Annotated in this window: 14 protein-coding genes and 1 pseudogene; 8 read left to right on the forward strand and 7 right to left on the reverse strand. The window is 68.4% G+C overall.

What is annotated here, in order from left to right:
• Nucleotides 1–383: 383 nt before the first annotated feature.
• Nucleotides 384–578, forward strand: a complete 195-nt coding sequence (locus ACFYM2_RS25500) for a hypothetical protein (protein WP_358996875.1) — start codon at nucleotides 384–386, stop codon at nucleotides 576–578.
• Nucleotides 579–1175: 597 nt separating this feature from the next.
• On the opposite strand, the gene ACFYM2_RS25505 is transcribed toward ACFYM2_RS25500, so the two are convergent.
• Nucleotides 1176–2474 carry an amidohydrolase family protein gene (locus ACFYM2_RS25505; protein WP_358996872.1) on the reverse strand — a complete coding sequence of 433 codons (1299 nt, stop codon included), beginning with the start codon at nucleotides 2472–2474 and terminating at the stop codon, nucleotides 1176–1178.
• Nucleotides 2475–2613: 139 nt separating this feature from the next.
• On the opposite strand from ACFYM2_RS25505, the gene ACFYM2_RS25510 reads away from it, so the two are divergent.
• Nucleotides 2614–3054 carry a MarR family transcriptional regulator gene (locus tag ACFYM2_RS25510; protein WP_358996869.1) on the forward strand — a complete coding sequence of 147 codons (441 nt, stop codon included), beginning with the start codon at nucleotides 2614–2616 and terminating at the stop codon, nucleotides 3052–3054.
• A gap of 421 nt (nucleotides 3055–3475) precedes the next feature.
• Here the strand turns inward: ACFYM2_RS25510 and ACFYM2_RS25515 are convergent, their stop codons facing one another.
• On the reverse strand, nucleotides 3476–4036 hold the full coding sequence (locus ACFYM2_RS25515) for a TetR/AcrR family transcriptional regulator (RefSeq protein ID WP_388839399.1): 561 nt from the start codon (nucleotides 4034–4036) through the stop codon (nucleotides 3476–3478).
• A 37-nt stretch (nucleotides 4037–4073) separates the two neighbouring features.
• On the opposite strand from ACFYM2_RS25515, the gene ACFYM2_RS25520 reads away from it, so the two are divergent.
• Entirely contained in the window at nucleotides 4074–5105 is a 1032-nt protein-coding gene (locus ACFYM2_RS25520; RefSeq protein ID WP_388839402.1) for an epoxide hydrolase family protein, read from the forward strand.
• A 1958-nt stretch (nucleotides 5106–7063) separates the two neighbouring features.
• Nucleotides 7064–7699, forward strand: a complete 636-nt coding sequence (locus ACFYM2_RS25525; protein ID WP_388461674.1) for an FMN-dependent NADH-azoreductase — start codon at nucleotides 7064–7066, stop codon at nucleotides 7697–7699.
• Nucleotides 7700–7788: 89 nt separating this feature from the next.
• On the opposite strand, the gene ACFYM2_RS25530 is transcribed toward ACFYM2_RS25525, so the two are convergent.
• From ACFYM2_RS25530 to ACFYM2_RS25540, 3 genes and pseudogenes are all read right to left on the reverse strand, one after another.
• Entirely contained in the window at nucleotides 7789–8385 is a 597-nt protein-coding gene (locus tag ACFYM2_RS25530; RefSeq protein ID WP_388839405.1) for a TetR/AcrR family transcriptional regulator, read from the reverse strand.
• A gap of 108 nt (nucleotides 8386–8493) precedes the next feature.
• Nucleotides 8494–8832, reverse strand: a pseudogene (locus tag ACFYM2_RS25535) (alkaline phosphatase); the annotation flags it as partial.
• 609 nt (nucleotides 8833–9441) lie between these two features.
• Nucleotides 9442–9888 carry a helix-turn-helix domain-containing protein gene (locus tag ACFYM2_RS25540; RefSeq protein WP_358996842.1) on the reverse strand — a complete coding sequence of 149 codons (447 nt, stop codon included), beginning with the start codon at nucleotides 9886–9888 and terminating at the stop codon, nucleotides 9442–9444.
• 130 nt (nucleotides 9889–10018) lie between these two features.
• On the opposite strand from ACFYM2_RS25540, the gene ACFYM2_RS25545 reads away from it, so the two are divergent.
• From ACFYM2_RS25545 to ACFYM2_RS25560, 4 genes are all read left to right on the forward strand, one after another.
• Entirely contained in the window at nucleotides 10019–10891 is an 873-nt protein-coding gene (locus tag ACFYM2_RS25545; RefSeq protein WP_388839408.1) for an aldo/keto reductase family oxidoreductase, read from the forward strand.
• Between the two features lie 228 nt (nucleotides 10892–11119).
• The gene (gene sigJ / locus ACFYM2_RS25550) at nucleotides 11120–12010 is read left to right on the forward strand and encodes an RNA polymerase sigma factor SigJ (RefSeq protein ID WP_358997075.1); all 891 of its coding nucleotides are present in this window, start codon (nucleotides 11120–11122) and stop codon (nucleotides 12008–12010) included.
• Nucleotides 12011–12080: 70 nt separating this feature from the next.
• On the forward strand, nucleotides 12081–12539 hold the full coding sequence (locus tag ACFYM2_RS25555) for a carboxymuconolactone decarboxylase family protein (protein WP_388839411.1): 459 nt from the start codon (nucleotides 12081–12083) through the stop codon (nucleotides 12537–12539).
• 104 nt (nucleotides 12540–12643) lie between these two features.
• On the forward strand, nucleotides 12644–13270 hold the full coding sequence (locus ACFYM2_RS25560; protein ID WP_358996833.1) for a flavodoxin family protein: 627 nt from the start codon (nucleotides 12644–12646) through the stop codon (nucleotides 13268–13270).
• A gap of 831 nt (nucleotides 13271–14101) precedes the next feature.
• Here the strand turns inward: ACFYM2_RS25560 and ACFYM2_RS25565 are convergent.
• Both ACFYM2_RS25565 and ACFYM2_RS25570 read right to left on the reverse strand, forming a co-directional pair.
• Complete coding sequence (locus tag ACFYM2_RS25565) at nucleotides 14102–14242, reverse strand: hypothetical protein (RefSeq protein ID WP_388839415.1); 141 nt, start codon at nucleotides 14240–14242, stop codon at nucleotides 14102–14104.
• 920 nt (nucleotides 14243–15162) lie between these two features.
• Nucleotides 15163–15627 (reverse strand): hypothetical protein, encoded by a 465-nt coding sequence (locus ACFYM2_RS25570; protein ID WP_388839418.1) that lies wholly within the window; start codon nucleotides 15625–15627, stop codon nucleotides 15163–15165.
• Between the last annotated feature and the right edge of the window lie 653 nt (nucleotides 15628–16280).

Consider the following 16280-nt stretch of genomic DNA (forward strand, 5'->3'; position numbering starts at 1 on the left):
CGGTTGGCCTCAGCCCCGTAGTACAGGGCCATGTCGTGTGGTTCGGCGGGCAGCAGGGTGTTATCGAGGACGGTGGCCCGGCGCCGGGAACGTGCTGGATGTACGAGCTGTGTCTGCCACCGCGGCCGCTCTGGTGGCCTCCCAGAGGTGATCGTGCAGCGGTGGCTGAGCGATGCGGGGTCGGGCCGGAAGCGGTGGTCGACGGCTCCACGACGGCGTTTGTCGCGCGCGGGTGGCCGGTCAGGAGCGAGGAAGGCCAGACCTGCGAATGCGGCCCGAAGACATTTCGTCGGGCCGCAGTTCGGAATGTGGGTACGCTTTCGCAGCCAGCCCGTGTGCTGGCCTTCCGCCGGGCCTGTCCCGGGATCAAACAGGGGGACGAGATGACCATCACGAAGACCTCGAGCTCAGCAGCATCAGCCGCCGGACGAATGCGGGGCGGCGACCTCTTCAGCGACGAGGCGTCCGCGGTGACGATGGCCGTACCGGGCGCGGTCCGGAACCTGCCGCGGCCACTGGACACCTTGACCTGGCAGGAGCCGCCAGCCCTGGAGGACGCGGACGACGACGCGCGGTGATCACCAAGCAAGATGGCAGCGGGCACGGCTGCCCTTCGGGGTCGCGGAACGTGGAGAAACCCAGGGTCGCGTAGGGCCGTGCCCGTTGCTGCCCGCCCCCAGCCCTTCGGTGTCCATCGCCAGTGGGGCTTGTTCCGGAGGGGGCGGAGGATGCGCTGCGAGCAAGGCTGTAGATACCGCTGGTTGGACCGTCAGGTCAGGACGAGTCAGGGTCAGGTCAGAGGCTGGCCACCTACTATCCGCGCGGGCACACCCTGTCACGGTTGGTGGCTGAAGCATCGGGAGACGGTTCGTTCGTGCCCCGTTGCCTGCACGTGCGATCAGAGGGCCGTTGCCTCAAGTGGCGGGGTGCTGTGGGTGTGTACTCGCGGGCGGGGGTGTGCGCGTCTGCCGGCGGGCGATCACAGGGTTCCCGCTCGAGGTGGAGGGCGGCGAGGCATCGGAGTGGCGGCGGCCCTCGCTCAGCGTCGGGGCCTCCTTGATGAGGCGGTCCACGTGGGCCGCGAGGCCAGGGGCCGGGCAACCGCCATGACGGCGTTTGTGCCGAGTGCTGACGTCGTTGAACCGCGGAATCGGCCCATCGGTCAATCGGCCGCGTCAAGCTCGCGGGTGGCTCTCGTCCCAACTGGGCCGCCCAGCCCGCAATGTTCCGATGTGGTGGGAACGGTCGACCAGGTGAGCGATGTCAGCGTAGGGGTCGGCATCGAGCAGCAGGGCGTCGGCAGGGGCACCGACGGTTATCGTCCCGGGTGTCGTCGCTTCTTGACCGATCTTCTCGGCTGCGTATCGGGTGCCGGCAGCCAGGACCGCGGGCAGCGGCAGGCCTGCTTTTGCCAGCAAGTACAGCTCTCGCAGCAGGGCGACGGGGGGCGCGGGCATCAGCAGGGCCACGTCGCTGCCGGCGGTGATCTTCACCCCCGCGTCGTGCATCAGCGCCAGGGTGCGCATCGCGTAGTCGAACCGGATGTGGGAGTCCTGCGGGGAATGCCGGGGGAACTCGCGGCCGTAGACCGGGCGGCTGGTGATCCGCGGGATATCGTCGAGGGTGGCGTAACCGTCATCGACCAACTGCCGCAAATAGGCGGCCTCGCCGTTGTGCGCGATCTGCTCCCAGGTGACCAGGGTGGGGCAGTAGGCGGTGTTCGTCTCCGCCAGTAGTGCGGCGATGTCGCGGGCCTCCGCGGTGCTGCCGGGGTCCCGTGGTTGGAATGCGTGCTCGATGCCGTCCGCGCCGGATGCCACCGCCTCCTCCAGATCGATGCGTTCGTGGACATGCACGAGCACCTTCTTGCCCTTCTCATGCGCGGCCGCGACGATGGCCTTGAGCGCGTCAAGGGGCAGCTTGTCCGGGGCGCCGGGCTCGCCGTCGTAGATGCACTTGATGAAGTCGACCTGATCGGCCAGCTCGAGTGCTTGACGGTAGGCGACGTCGGCATTGTCGGTCTGGTAGGCGATGGGTGCGCGCGCCGGATCGTCCAGGACGGGCCAGCCCTTGACGCCGGTGAATACCGGCCCGGCGAAGAACAACCTGGCAGCGGCGTCGGTGGCCTTGGCACGGTACTCGCGGGCGGCCAGCTCGAGTTCCAGCGGACCGCCGAGGTCGACGACGCTGGTCACTCCGGCGCTGAGGAAGTCGGTGAGAAGCTGGGAGATGTACTTGGCCCGCTCGTTCTCGGGCTTGGAGTAGGCGAGGCCGCCCAGATGAGTGTGGCTCTCCCACAGGCCCGGCACGAGGTAGCCACCTCGCGCGTCGAGCACGGATGTAACTCCGGCCTCTGCCGGCGCGTCGGCGGCCGGCCGGATGGCGCTGAACCGTCCGTCAGTCACTTCCACTTCGGCATCGGTGATCGGGGCGAACCCCTGCCCATTGATGACGGTCACGTTGCGAATGATCATGGGTGTCTCCCCATTTGAGGCCGCTGGCGGCCGCTGACAGCCAATGGCGGTCACTGAAAACCCAGCTACATAGGAGCCTATGTATTGGACGATATGGCCACCTGGGCAGTTGGTCAATAGGAACCTATATGCTTGCTGGGTGACGCACTCAGAATTCGGATCCGCTCCTGCCGCGTTGGTCAACATCGCCTCGCGTGCGCTGTCCAGGATCAACGACCGGCGACTGCGTCCGCTGGGGCTGACGTTCGCGCAGATGCCCGTGCTTGCGGCGCTCAGCAAGTCCGACGCGCTCTCCCAGAAGGAACTGGCGGCGCTGGCCCGGATCGAGCAGCCGTCCATGGCCCAGCTGCTCGCCCGGATGGACCGCGACGGTCTCATTCGGCGCACCCCTGATCAGCATGATCGACGAGTAAGCCTGATCTCACTGAGCGAGACGGGACTGGCAAAGCTCACACAGGTGCGGTCGGCACTGTTTGAGACCAATGATCAGGCCTTGCGAGGCTTCAGTGCCGAAGAAGTCGACCTTTTGGTGGCCTTGCTGGGAAGGCTGGTCACCAATCTTGAGGAGGATCAGGCCTGACGGCGTGTCGGGGGAGTGGCGGGGGCCGGCCCCCGGCGACCGGCCCCCGCTTCAGCGAAGACCGCGTGCTCGACCGCGGATGTATTGCTGGGGTTGCGGGCCGAGCGGCAGGTTCTGATCAACGCGCATTCGACGTCGGGTGCATTGAGCGCTTGCGCGCCCATTTCGCCATCGCGCCCCGGGTCCGTGAGAGTGCGTGGCAGGCAGCGTTTGACGGCGCCGCCGGCTATATGCGGCAGCCTGTGCCGTCACTTCACTGTTCCAGGGGCCTTCTTGCGCCTGCGTGGAACGCCTGTTTCCGACGCGCCAGGGTCCGGCGATGCGATGCCGGCCCGGTGACACTGAGTGCGGACATCCGTCCAGGACGCCGGGGAGATGCAGGCGGCGGTCGATCACCATCTTGCCGCGGTCGGTGACAGAGTCAGCCGTCGGCGAGGAGCTGGATCACCGTACTCAGCCAGGCTTCGAGTTCAGCGGGGTTGCCGAGTTCGGACCGCAGTACGCGACGGCGGGTCGAGACACCGAGCACGAAGGCGTCGATCGCGGCGGCGCGGCGGCGGGCCTCCGCGTCGTCGAGGCCGCTCTCGCGCAGGTAACGGTGCAATGGTTCCAGCGAGTTCGTGTCGAGGAAGGCAGCGAGGGTTTCCGCCGCCTCCGGGCGTTCGCCCGACGCGCGTTGCAGCACCAGCAGCGGGTCCTCGCCCCGGTCGCCGGACCATCGCCGGACGATGCTCGCCGCGAGCCGCGCACCCAGCTCGGACCGGTCGCCGCCGAAGGAGTCCTCGACCGGGATTTCCACCCGGGTCGCGGCGACGAACAGACCTTCCTTGCCACCGAAGTAACGGGTGATGAGGTTGGGTGACACGCCGGCCGCGTCGGCCACGCCCTTGACCGTGATCGCCGTGTAGCCGTGACGGGCGAACTGGCGCCGGGCCTGCTCGAGGATCCGCTGCCGGGTGGCGGCGGCGTTGCGCGAAGTCATGTGTACGACGATACACATGATGTGTATCGTCGTACACATGATGGACGAATTGAGGGAACGACTGCGGCGCACCCGGCGGGTCGCGACCCCCTGGAGCGCCGACGAAACGCGCGGAATCACCGGCGCCTGGCTGGACGAACTGCTCGCGCACTGGACCAGCGACTACGACTGGGACGTGCACGAGCGGCGTATCCGGGCGCTCCCGTGGGCCACGGTGGGCACCGACCTGCGGGTGATCCACCAGCGGTCCGCGGATCCCGGGGCTCCGGTCGTCGTGCTGCTGCACGGCTGGCCGGATTCGGTGCTGCGCTTCGAACGCGTCCTACCGCTGCTCACGGACGTGCACGTGGTGGTGCCGGCGCTGCCGGGCTTCCCGTTCGCGGGGCCGCTCACCGAGTCCGGGATGTCGGCCGGCCGGATCTCGGAGATCGTCGCGTCCGGTCTCGCCGAACTCGGCTACTCGCGCTACACGCTGTCGGGCGGCGACGTGGGGGGCACGGTCGCGGAAGTCCTCGCGGGCCGCCATCCGGACCGGGTAGCCGCCCTGCACCTTACGAACGTCGCCCCACAGCGGGCGCTGACGGCGGACCCGACGACGCTCGCCCCGGACGCCGTCGCGTATCTGAGCCGGGCGGCGCAGTGGTTCCGGAGCGAGGGCGGTTACATCGTCGAGCAGACAACGCGGCCGAACACCCTCGCCGTGGCGCTCGGCGACTCGCCGGCCGGCCTTGCGGCGTGGCTCGGTGAGAAGCTGGAGTCCTGGTCCGGTGCCCAGGCGTTCACCCTGGACGAGTTGCTGACCTGGATCACGGCGTACTGGGTCACGGGCACGATCGGCACCTCGTTCACGACGTACACCGAACCGGTCACCCTCCCGGACCGGATCGAGACGCCGACTGTGCTGTCGATTTTTTCGGACGATACCAAGCCGGAGCCACGAAGCTACGCGGAAGCGTTCTTGAACGTGCGCGAGTACGTGGAGCACCCGGTCGGAGGCCACTTCGCGGCGTGGGAACAGCCGGAAGCCTATGCCCGCGACCTGCACCGCGCGGTCGAGCTGGGCAACTAGATCGTGTCTTGGGCAGCGGCCCGCCACAGCTGTTGAGCCGCGACGAATCGCGGTGTGGGACGTGGGTATCTCATCTCGCGGACGAGCAGCGGTCGGTGGGTGTTGGAGTCGGTGTTGCCTGCTGCGGGTGTTCGTGCCGGCGCCTGAAGCGATCCGGGTACCCAGGGTCGGCGCAGGCCGTCCCAGGCGAACGTTGCTGCGACTGCGGGCCGACAAGGCGTATTCGTCCAAGGCGTATTCGTCCGCCGTCAACCGTGCACATCTGCGCAGGCGTGGGATCCGGTGCACGATCGCCGAGGCGGCCGCCCAGGTCCGCAACCGCGCGCGGCGGGGCCGTTTCGGTGGCTGTCGGCAGGCCTTCGATCGACAGACTCCAAGGCTCGTCATGCGGTGGAGCGGGGTATAGGCCGTTTCAAGCAGCACCAGGCTGTCGCCACGCGCTATGTGAAGTTGGCCTGTGACTTGAGGCAACTGTCCAAGCCGCGGCGGTGTACCAGTAGCTCTGAACTTGAGTACTCCGAGTCAAGGCCGCCTGGGCACGTCCGAGGGGGCGCGGCCGGTCGGCTCACTGACCCGCAGTTCGGTGTAGATGCTGGTCAGGAGCATGGCGTGGTCACCGGCCCGTCCCAGATTCGCCAGGTTCGAGCCGGTGCGGGATGGGAGGACGCAGCTGCGCCGGTTTCGCGCGTGCTCCTCTCGAACCACAGCACCTCACGGTGCAACCGGGTTCCCGGTAGTGATCAGACACTCATGGGTGAGCCCGCACGTGCTCAGTGAATCTCCATACGCGTCCTGTACAGCGACCGAATCGGGCCTGACGGCCGTGCCGAGTGGATATCGGCTTGGTGGGCCATCTGACCCTCCGGCAGCGGGGGCGCCGGCTCGAAGTGTGAGGTTGGGTGCTGCTCCGGGAGACGGTCGAAGAAGGCCGGTGGCAGGGGGCTGAACGTAGCGGGCTGTTCCAGAGGCGCGAGGTGCCACGCGCCGGGGATGACTACGGCCTGGTCGGCGTCGAGGTCTGAGACACCCCTGCCTCTCGAATGAGTCGGGCGGGTCGGGCATGTCGTGTTCACTGACTCCGATCAGGGCGGGAACGGCCAACGTGCCCAGCGCCGCCGTCCCTTCACCGAGCGGGGGCGCCCCCGGCAGACCGCTACGCAGCGACCGCTCGAAACGCTGCCCGATGGGCGCAGCCCACAGACATTGCCCCGCCCATCACCCCGGCGAACCGTGCCCGTCACGGCACTGGTTATAGCGGGTTGCCGATGCACCGCACAGCTCGGGTTAACGGTTGGACACCCCCAGAAACCGGGCACCCCTTCGTGCATCCCACGCCCGAGCACGGGAACGACGTCCTGCACGAGGACGCCGGACTTCCCGGTCCGGCACGTGAGGGGTTCGCCGAGTCCGCAGGCGACCATCGTGGGCGCCCAGGGCCGAGAAGGCGGCCCGGCGCTGGACCGAGCCGCGCGCGGCCGGCTGACGGGCAGGCCGCTGATCACCAGGGTGCCGTTCGGGCCGGAGTGCTTGCGGAACCGTCGTATCTGGCGACGGAGCGGTAGCGGAAGGTCGTACCCGTCCCGGCCCGCTCCATCCGTTCGGGGCTGCCGTCCTGATCGTTCCCGCCGCCGCATAGGGCGTCGGTCGGCTGCTCCACGCGGCGGTGTCGGCCGGATCGAGTTCAGGCTGGTGACGCCGTCGAGTTCCCTGCTGGTGACGTTGGTGCTGGGGGTGGGGGTGCTGTTGGGCGTCACTTCTGGTGTCGCTTCAGGTGGCCAATTTGCCGTGGCCAGCCGCTTGTTGACCGGACAGCTCTTCCTCGCAGGCTCGTCGACGGAACTTGAACTTGCTCTCAACTTGCCCGTAAAGTTGAGGGCAAGTTCAAGTTACCTGCTGCGCTCCTCCCACCACCTACGGCGGGTGGGACCGCACGCCCCGCCCCCCTTCGGAGTTGCATCATGGCGACACTGCTGCACATCGACTCGTCCGCGTTTGCGGGCCAGGCGTCCACCTCTCGGGCTGTCACCGAGGTCTTCCGTCGTACGTGGCTGGAGGAGCACCCGGGTGGTGAGGTGATCTACCGCGACCTGGCCGCCGAGCCGGTCCCGCACATCACCGCGGACGCCCACACCGCCGGGTTGCTCGATCCGGCGGAGCACACCGAGGAGCAGGCTCGGGCCTTCGCTGAGCGCCTGGTCCTGATAGCGGAGCTGGAGGCGGCCGACGCGGTGGTCATCGGCGCGCCGATGTACAACTTCTCGGTGCCCTCCAGCCTCAAGGCGTGGCTCGACCAGGTGATTCTGATGGGCCGCACCGCCGGCTCGCCGGAGTCGAAGGTGAAGGGCACGCCGGTGACAGTGGTGACCAGTCGCGGCGGCTCCTACGCCCCCGGCACGCCCCGGGCGCCGCACGAGCACGTGCTGAACTACCTGGAGTCGGTACTGTCGGTGATCTTCGAGATGGAGGCGACCTTCATCGTCGCGGACCTGACGCTGGCCGCTCACATCCCGGCCCTGGAGCATTTGATCCCACTCGGCGAGCGGTCGCTGGCCGATGCGTTCGAGGCCGCGGAGAAGGCGGCTCGCGCCGCGTAGCCGCGCGCGACGACGGTGTCGGTCCTGCCTCGGCGGGGCCGACGCCGTCGCGTTCCCGCTCGTGCCCAGGCCGCCGTTCCTGGCCGGGCTCAGCCGGGTAGCGGGCGACTGCCGGTGCGGGCGCGCAGGCCTTCGAAGAGCAGGGCCAGGACGCGGCGGCGGCCGGCGTCGTCGCCGGCCCGCACGAGGTCACCGTTGACCTGGAAGAAGCGGGTGATGTCGTCCATCCGGGCGTCCTCGCGCAGGGCCCCTTCGGCGCGGGCGCCGGCGGCCAGATCGGTGGCGAAGGCCAGGGACCGGTCGCAGACGGCCTTGAGGGCTGGGGCGTTGGGGTAGCGGCGGGAGAGCGCGTCGTTGAATGCCGGGTCGTCGGCCTGCGCCTGGCAGATGGCCTCGACGTAGGCCTTCAGCTTGTCCCAGGCGCTGCCCACCGTGCCGTCCGCGATGGCCATCGCCGCACGTACCTGCCGGTCGGCGAGTTCGTTGACGACCTGGTCCAGCAGCGCGTCACGGCTTCCGAAGCGGTTGTAGATCGTGCCGACGCTCACCCCTGCCAGCTTCGCGATCGTCTCCAGCGGTGTGTCGAGCCCGTGCTCGGAGAAGGCGTCCGCCGCGGCCTGGCGCAGCTTCTCGACGTTGCGGCGGGCGTCGGCGCGCAGCGGCGGCCGCTGGGGTGCCTCGGGCACGGTGCTCGTCCCTCCCTGAATTGAGGAATCCATCATGGTGTGGCCCCGTTGGGGGCAGTAAAGTTGAGACTACCTTCACCTTGTGGCCACCGCCCCCGTGAGGTTCGGGGAAGACGCCGCACCGCGTGCCCAGGCGTCCGCCGGGCATGCCGCCATGTCGGCCGGGCCCTTGCAGGAGCGGTCGGTGACATGGGCCGTGAGCGCGGCGGGTGTCGCGTCAACCGTCTTGCGCCCGGTGGCCCACGCCGCGGCGCCGGCTGCGGAGTCGGTGACGTAGTCGGGGTGGCCCCGCTCGTCCACCGCGGAGGTCAGGGACGATCCGGTCATCGGCAGCCGGTCCATCGTGAGCCGGCCCTCGGCACCGACGGCGTAGTTGCGCGCGACGGTGATCTCCGAGTCACCCATGCCGTCGCCTATGAGGAGGATTACGTTCCGAGCCGGGGAGGGCCTGAAATCTCCGGAAACCGGGTCCGGACGGAGGCGCTGCGGAGGAGACGGTCACCGATGCCAGCAGGACAGCGGTGACCGCGCCCCACCACCGCACCCGTCGCTTTCCCTGCCGCACCGCATGGGCCGGCCCTCCGCCTCGTCGGTCCGGAAAGGCTGCCGTCAGCGCTCAACTCCCTTGTGCAAGAGGCCTGGTGAACGGCGGCGACGGTATCGGCCCGTACGGGTGGACGCACCGGCGTGCCCGAAGGCTGGGCACCTGTCGATGTCGGGTAACTTGCATGGTCCCTCCTCGAACACCATCTGCCAACGCAATTTGTCCGCAATGGACTCCTCCGGGCAGTACGACACGGCCCCTGACAGGTGCCGCAGTTGGGATCGTCCTGGCGGCCGTCGACAGCGCGACAGTCTTCGTGCTGACGGCGGCCGCTCCCACCGCCGGCGTCTGCTCGCTGAAGCCGTCGGCACCTCGCTCTTGTCGTGCACGGCCGCCTGGCGCGTGCTACAGAAGATCCGCCGGTGTAGCACCAACCGGAGCCCCGATCTCGTCAAAGCGGCTCTTCGCAGTTGAGGGTGTAGCACCGAGAGCACAGAGTTGGTGGACGGTCGTCAGGAGGTGCGAGCGTCGTGGTTCTCACGGTTTGCGATGACTTCGGTCATGTGTGTTTGTGCCCAGTTTCTGAGCCCGCGCGTCATGTGGTGGAGCGAGAGGCCGAGGTCGGTCAGCTCGTAGGAGACGGTGACGGGGACGGTTGGTGTCACGGTACGGGTGAGCAGGCCATCGTGCTCCAGCGACCGTAGCGTCTGGGTCAGCATCTTCTGGCTGACCCCTGCCAGAAGACGAGAGATCTCGGAGTAACGCATCGCCTTCGGGGCGTCTGCGGGTGCTGTATCGGGCTGGCCGGAGCTGGTGTCGCCGCCCAGCGCACAGAGGATCAGGACGACCCACTTGTTCGAGATGCGGTCGAGCAGCTGCCGGCTGGGGCACTCTGCCAGGAACGCGTCGTACTCCACCTTGGCCTGGGCTCTCTTCTGGGCCGCCTTCGTCGTCGTCACTGATCGAACCTCTTACCGATGGGTGGGTTACGCACTCTGAAGTGCCTACTTCCCGACAGGAAGTTTCTCTCCAATGCTGATGCAGGGAGGCAGCAGGCGCCACCCCCAGTGCACGACGAAAGGCAACAGGATGAGCACACCTTCCCTCTCTCTTCCCGGCGGCACCTGGACTCTGGGTGACTTGACCGTCACCCGGTTCGGCTACGGCGCCATGCAACTGGCCGGCCCGTGGGTCATGGGGCCGCCCACCGATCGCGAGGGTGCCCTGGCCGTTCTGCGTGAAGCGGTCGACCTCGGTATCACCCACATCGACACCAGCGACGCCTACGGGCCGCGCGTCACCAACGAGTTGATCCGCGAGGCGCTGCACCCCTATCCCGAGTCGCTGCACATCGTGACCAAGGTGGGCGCGACCCGCGACGAACAGGGTGGCTGGCCCACGGCCCGGCGACCCGAAGATCTGCGCCGCCAGGTCCACGACAACCTCAAGTCCCTCCGGGTCGACGTACTCGACGTGGTCAACCTCCGACTCGGCAACGCCGAAGGTCCCCAGCCCGGCTCGCTCGCCGAGGCGTTCGAGACGCTCGTGGAACTCCAGCAGCAGGGCCTGATCCGGCATCTCGGGGTCAGCAACGCCACCGAGGAGCAGGTCACCGAGGCACAGAGCATCGCGCCGATCGTGTGCGTGCAGAACATGTACAACCTCGCCCACCGCCACGACGACAAGCTCATCGACCGGCTCGCCACCGAAGGCGTCGCATACGTGCCCTTCTTCCCTCTCGGGGGCTTTACCCCGCTTCAGTCCTCGGCGCTCTCGGCAGTCGCCGCTCGATTGAAGGCGACACGGATGTCCGTCGCACTGGCCTGGCTGCTGCAGCGGTCCCCGAACATCCTGCTCATCCCCGGCACGTCATCGACAGCGCACCTGCGCGAGAACATCGCCGGCGCGGGACTCTCCCTCTCGCATGAGGACGTGACCGAGCTGGACGACATCGGCCGCTGAATCCCTCGTAGCTGAACGGCCTGCAAGCCGCGGCCGAAGCCGCCGTTCAGGTTTCGGTCCCGGTCGCCTTCACGCGACCGGGACCGAAGCGGGACGATTTACCCTCACCTGGTTGACTTCAGATCATCATGCTTCGGCCACGCTGGATCCGGCTCACACACGGGTGCTCAGAGATCCTGAGTTCGGGTGGCTACGCTGGTCGGCACGGTGGAGGAGGTCGCGATCGGTATGGGTGACGGGCACGCGTCCGGACGGTCTGAGCGGGAGGATGCGCTCGGGGCCGGTTGGGAGAGTCACCGGCCTGCGGTGTTCGGTGTGGCCTACCGGCTGCTGGGGAGTGTGGCCGATGCCGAGGACGTGGCCCAGGACGTGTGGTTGCGGGCAGCCGGAGCGGATCTGCGGGACGTCACCGACCTGGGGGCCTGGCTGGTGACGGTGGCCGCGCGGCGCTCGTACGACATTCTCAAAAGTGCCCGTTACCGTCGGGAGAGCTATGTCGGGCCGTGGCTGCCGGAGCCGCTGCTGACGGGGCCGGACGCCTCACAGCCGGTGCTCGTCGATGAGTCCGTCGGTTCGGCAATGCTGCTGATCATGGAAGAGCTGAGCCCGCCGGAGCGGGTGGCTTTCGTCCTGCACGATGTCTTCGGTGTCGAGTTCGCCAGGATCGCCGACGTGCTGGACGTCTCGGTGCCGGCGGCCAGGCAGCACGCCTCGCGGGCGCGACGACGGGTCGCCAAGGCCAAGCAGTCCGTGCCGCAGGCGTCGAAGGCGGAGCGCGAACGTGTTCTTGAGGTTTTCCGCGCCGCGTACGAGGCCGGGGACCTGGCCGGCCTGATCAGGCTCCTGCACCCGGACGCGGTCTTCGTCACCGACGGTGGCGGCAAGGTTTTCGCGGCGCGCAAGCCCATTCACGGCGGTGAGCGTGTCGCCGAGGTCATGGCGCGGGTGGGGCGCCAGTGGCATCTGGACCGCATCGCCTTCGCCGAGGTCGGCGGCGAGCTCGCCATGGTGTTCTACCGCGAGGACCGGGTCCACTGCGTGGACACGGTCCAGATCACCGACGGTCTGATCACCGCCTTCCACAGGGTCATCAATCCCGACAAACTCGCGCGGCTCTGAGCTGTCACACCCACGGGGGCTGCCTCGTCTTCCTGATGAGAAGGCACACGAGCGACGAATCGAAGGAACGATGAACGACCCCCGGCGCGTGATCATCAGCAAGCAGCACCCGGCCTCCTACAAGGCCCTCATCATCCTGTCCCAGGAGGTGGAAGAGTCCGCGGCCGCGGCGGGCCTCGGTCCTCTCCTGATCGAGCTGCCGAAGATCCGCGCCTCCCAGATCAACGGCTGCGCGTTCTGCCTGCGCATGCACACCCGCGACGCCCTCAAGAAGGGCGAGAACCCCGACCGGATCGCCGTCCTGCCCGGATGGGAGGAGACCGGCTGCTTCTCCGAGACCGAGCGCGCCGCCCTCCGTCTCACCGAGGCGGTCACCCGGGTGTCGGACGGACACGTCAGCGACGAGGACTACAACGCCGCCGCAGCCCTACTCACCGAAGACCAGATCTCCGCCGTCTCCTGGCTGGCCATCCTGATGAACGCGTTCAACCGCGTCGCGGTCACCAGCCGGTACCCCGTCAACGGCTGACCTCGACGCTGACACCGACGGTGATACAGGCCGGCGAGGAGCCTTCACCGTCATGGTCATGAAATCGACCGCCTCGCGCCAACGATCTGAAGGGCCCTTCCAACATGACCACGCCTGCCCCCGCCCCAGTTGCTTCGTCTGCCGCCGCCGTCCCGCCGCTTGTCGCCATCGCCTATCACTCAGGCTTCGGCCACACCGCCGTGCTGGCCGAAGCGGTGCGCGAGGGCGCCGCCGGCCACGGAGCGGATGCCCACCTGGTCAAGGTCGACGAGATCACCCAGGAGCAGTGGGCGCTGCTCGACGCCGCCGACGCGATCGTCTTCGGCTCGCCGACCTACATGGGCACCGCGTCCGGCGCCTTCCACGTCTTCGCCGAGGCCACCTCGAAACGCTGGGCGACCCAAGCCTGGCAGGACAAGCTGGCGGCGGGCTTCACCAACTCCGGTGCGAAGAGCGGCGACAAGCTGAACACCCTGCAGTTCTTCTCCGTGCTGGCCGCCCAGCACGGCATGCACTGGATCAACCTCGGCCTGATGTCCGGCTGGCACTCCACCACCGCCTCCGAGAACGACCTCAACCGCCTCGGCATCTACCTGGGCGCCGGCGCGCAGACCGACACCGACCGGGGCCCGGACGGCGTCCACAAGGCCGACATAGCCACCGCCGAACACCTCGGCCGGCGAGTCGCCGCTCAGGCCGCGGTGTACGCCGCCGGCCGACGTGTGATGTGACGAGTTCCCAAACGGCCAGAAGCACTGGGTCGGCAACCCGGCTGCCCCGTTTGGGATCAGCTGCGCATCCCCCATCTGCGTCACGGCCCCGCGCCGCTCGTATCCGCTCCAGGCCAGGCTCGACGGCGGCGCTGCCCGAGGCCGTCGTCTGGGGCGCCACGAGCGTGGTCCTGCGCCTGGAACCGGTCATGGGGCCGGGGGGTGGCTCGGCGGTGGCGGATATGGGGGCGTCCGGTCGGGCTTGGACAGCGCCAGCCGCAGCAAGGCGGCGACAGCCCCAGGTCCCACGATTATCGCCGCGAAGACGACGGGCATCCACCGAGGCGGGATCGCATCGTTGTTGCTGTACGCCTCGGCGGCGTTGCTTGTGATGACCCCCGGGGGTCGCTCGGCATCCGATGCGAAATCCTCGGCGTGCTGCACTCCGTAGTAGGCCGCGAACGCGACGGTCAGGATCGAGACGCACAGTACGATCCCGAGCCAAAGGCGTCGCGCGGACGGGTTCCGCATGGGAATCAGGGCAAGCAACAACCATGGGACAGTCAGAAAGACAACAGCGGTCAGGGCCATGGGTTCCCCAAATGGTCATAGCCGTAAAGGAGTTGGCTACCCCATACTGAGGCAGTGGCCGTCCTGAGTCACCGCGTTGGGGGATACCGCATGTGGAGCAGCAGGTAGGGCTTCGCTGTGCTCCCTTCGCCCTCCCCCTCCTCCGCATCGACGCGCCCCCGAGGCGGGCCTGGAGGTCCTCGGCCCATCCGGCGGATCCTGCGCGAAGGACCCGCGCTGCACCGCCATGGCCGAGGTCCTCGTGCCCTTGCTGGCCCGCGTCTACCCGGGGGCGCCGGCGGGTTCGGCGGCTCGTACCAGATGGATTTGGGTGACGAAGAAGGTGGTCGGGCTGGGCGGGGTGGAGCTGATCCGCGCCGCGATCCGCAAAGCGGCCCGGCAGTACGGCCGGAGGGTCAGCACGATCGGAATGATCGGCACCCGCCGGTACCACGGTCGTGGTCCAGGACGTGCGCGAGGTGCCCGAGGAACATCAGGGCGTCATCAATGACGCCCTGAACGACCGGATGGAAGCCGCGCTGCACAAGGTAGTTGTACTGCGGTGGCTGCGCGCGGTGCCCACTGGGTGGTCGTCGTCACCGCTGCCGCGGCGCCTCTGGACGCTGGCTGACCGCGCCGCAGCGGCCTTAACGGCCGGCGGTGGCCCCGCCCATTGCATGCCCAGCGCGGCGAGTGCGGAGCGTTGCTCCCAGCTTGTCGTACCTCGTTTTGGTGTCCGAGACCCATACCCCCAGTCGTACCGGCACCGGCTCCGCCTCGCCGTCGACGGTGATCTCCACGACCGCCCCACGAGGCACTGGCCGCGGCCCCTCCCGCTCCACCCACTGGGTGAGGGCCGCCAGGTCACGTTGGAACGCCGCCTCCTCTTTGCTCCCGGCCTTCAACCGTCCGACTACGGTCGTCCTTCCCCGGCGGCGATCGCCCGCGCCGACTGCGGCCACGCCCGCTTCGTCGCCGTCCAGGCCCCGGTCGCCGAAACCGGCTACCCGCGACCAGGGCGACGAAGCGGCGGGCATCCGATGAGTGACACTCACGCCGTGCTCTACGGCCCCCAGGGCCTGATCGAGGCCGAACTCCCCTGGAGCGCGCCCCGCAGGCACTCGTCACCGCCGTCCTCGCGTGGAAGGACCCGGACCTCGCCCCCCCCTCGCGACTACGAGCGGATTGCCCTCCAGCTCACCGGCGCCGCTGACCACATCGAGGGCGTTCGCGAGCGGCTTCCTGCCTTGGCTGCCGCCCGCGACATCCTCGGCCTCGATGGTTCTCCTGGAGTTCAGGGCGTCATCCGCAACAGAAATGGGCAGGGTGGTGACCCTGGTCCGTCAAAGCCCCGAGGGGCTGCTGGAGAGCCAGTGGGTATGCCGCTCGCGCGTGAGACCTCGTTCCTCAGACGTGGCGAGGAAGACGTCAGCGCCCCCGTCGTAAGGGTGGCAGATGCGTCGCATCTGAACGTCGGTGACGAGGACTCCCGCCACCTTGTCGTCCGCAATGTCACGGAGCAGCGCGTCAGGGCAGCCATGTCGCCAGGGCCGGCGGGCGGCGAAGAAATGGCAGTAGGTGCGGAACTGGGGGTCAGGATCGTCCTGCACCAGCAGGCTCTGCCAGTACGCAGCGTCAGGCCGCACCGGCGGAACGTCGGCTTCGGCCGTCCAGACCGGCGTGATCACGTACACATCCCCACCAGCGAACAACTCATCGAGGACTGTGTTGTACCGCTCCAGGGCGACGGCGTACTCGCCCTCGTCCTCTGCGTATCGCTTCGACTCCGGCAGGCTATGGAAGCGCACCCAGGCATTGCGGTACGGGTCGCGGAGCTTGTAACCAACCGGCGGGCAGCGGCCAATGCCGCTGCCACAGGTCCGTCAAGACCGTCCGTACGTCCCCGAACACCTGCCGCACTCGTCCTCTCGGGCATGGGCTGCCGTCGATGACCATGATGCCCGGCACCAGTAGTCCGGAAAAGCTCAGTCGCGGTCGCTGAGGAGGTGACCGAAGGGCTGCGCGCCGCCAGATGCGGAGTGGAGTGCGAGCACCGGCACATCGACTGGCCCCCTCCTGCCATGAGGTGGCGGCCGTCCCTCACCGCGCACGAGCTGGCCGCACCTGCGGCTGCTCGCATGGGGGCTACACCATGCGGAGATCGCCACGGTGCTCGGCGTGCGTCCGCAGACAGCGGGCCAAGTGCAGCGCACCGTCGCCGCCCGGCCGTAGTGGGGCAGGCCCCAGTGCCTGGGTGAAGAGGTGGCTACCTGCTCCCCGATGATGGTGAAGGGGCCCACCACCACTCTCTCCGGAGCCCCCCCCTGGCTCCCTCCGCTTCCTGGGAGCTCTTGCGGGATAGTGGTGGGGGGGTGTCTCTATGTCCTTCGTCAAGGACGTGGTGCCGGGTATGGGGCTGTTTGGGGTGGTTATGCGGCGATGGTGATGGCGGGGGTTCGGG

Source organism: Streptomyces sp. NPDC006711, from assembly GCF_042869775.1.
In the GTDB taxonomy this organism is placed as follows: Bacteria; Actinomycetota; Actinomycetes; order Streptomycetales; family Streptomycetaceae; genus Streptomyces.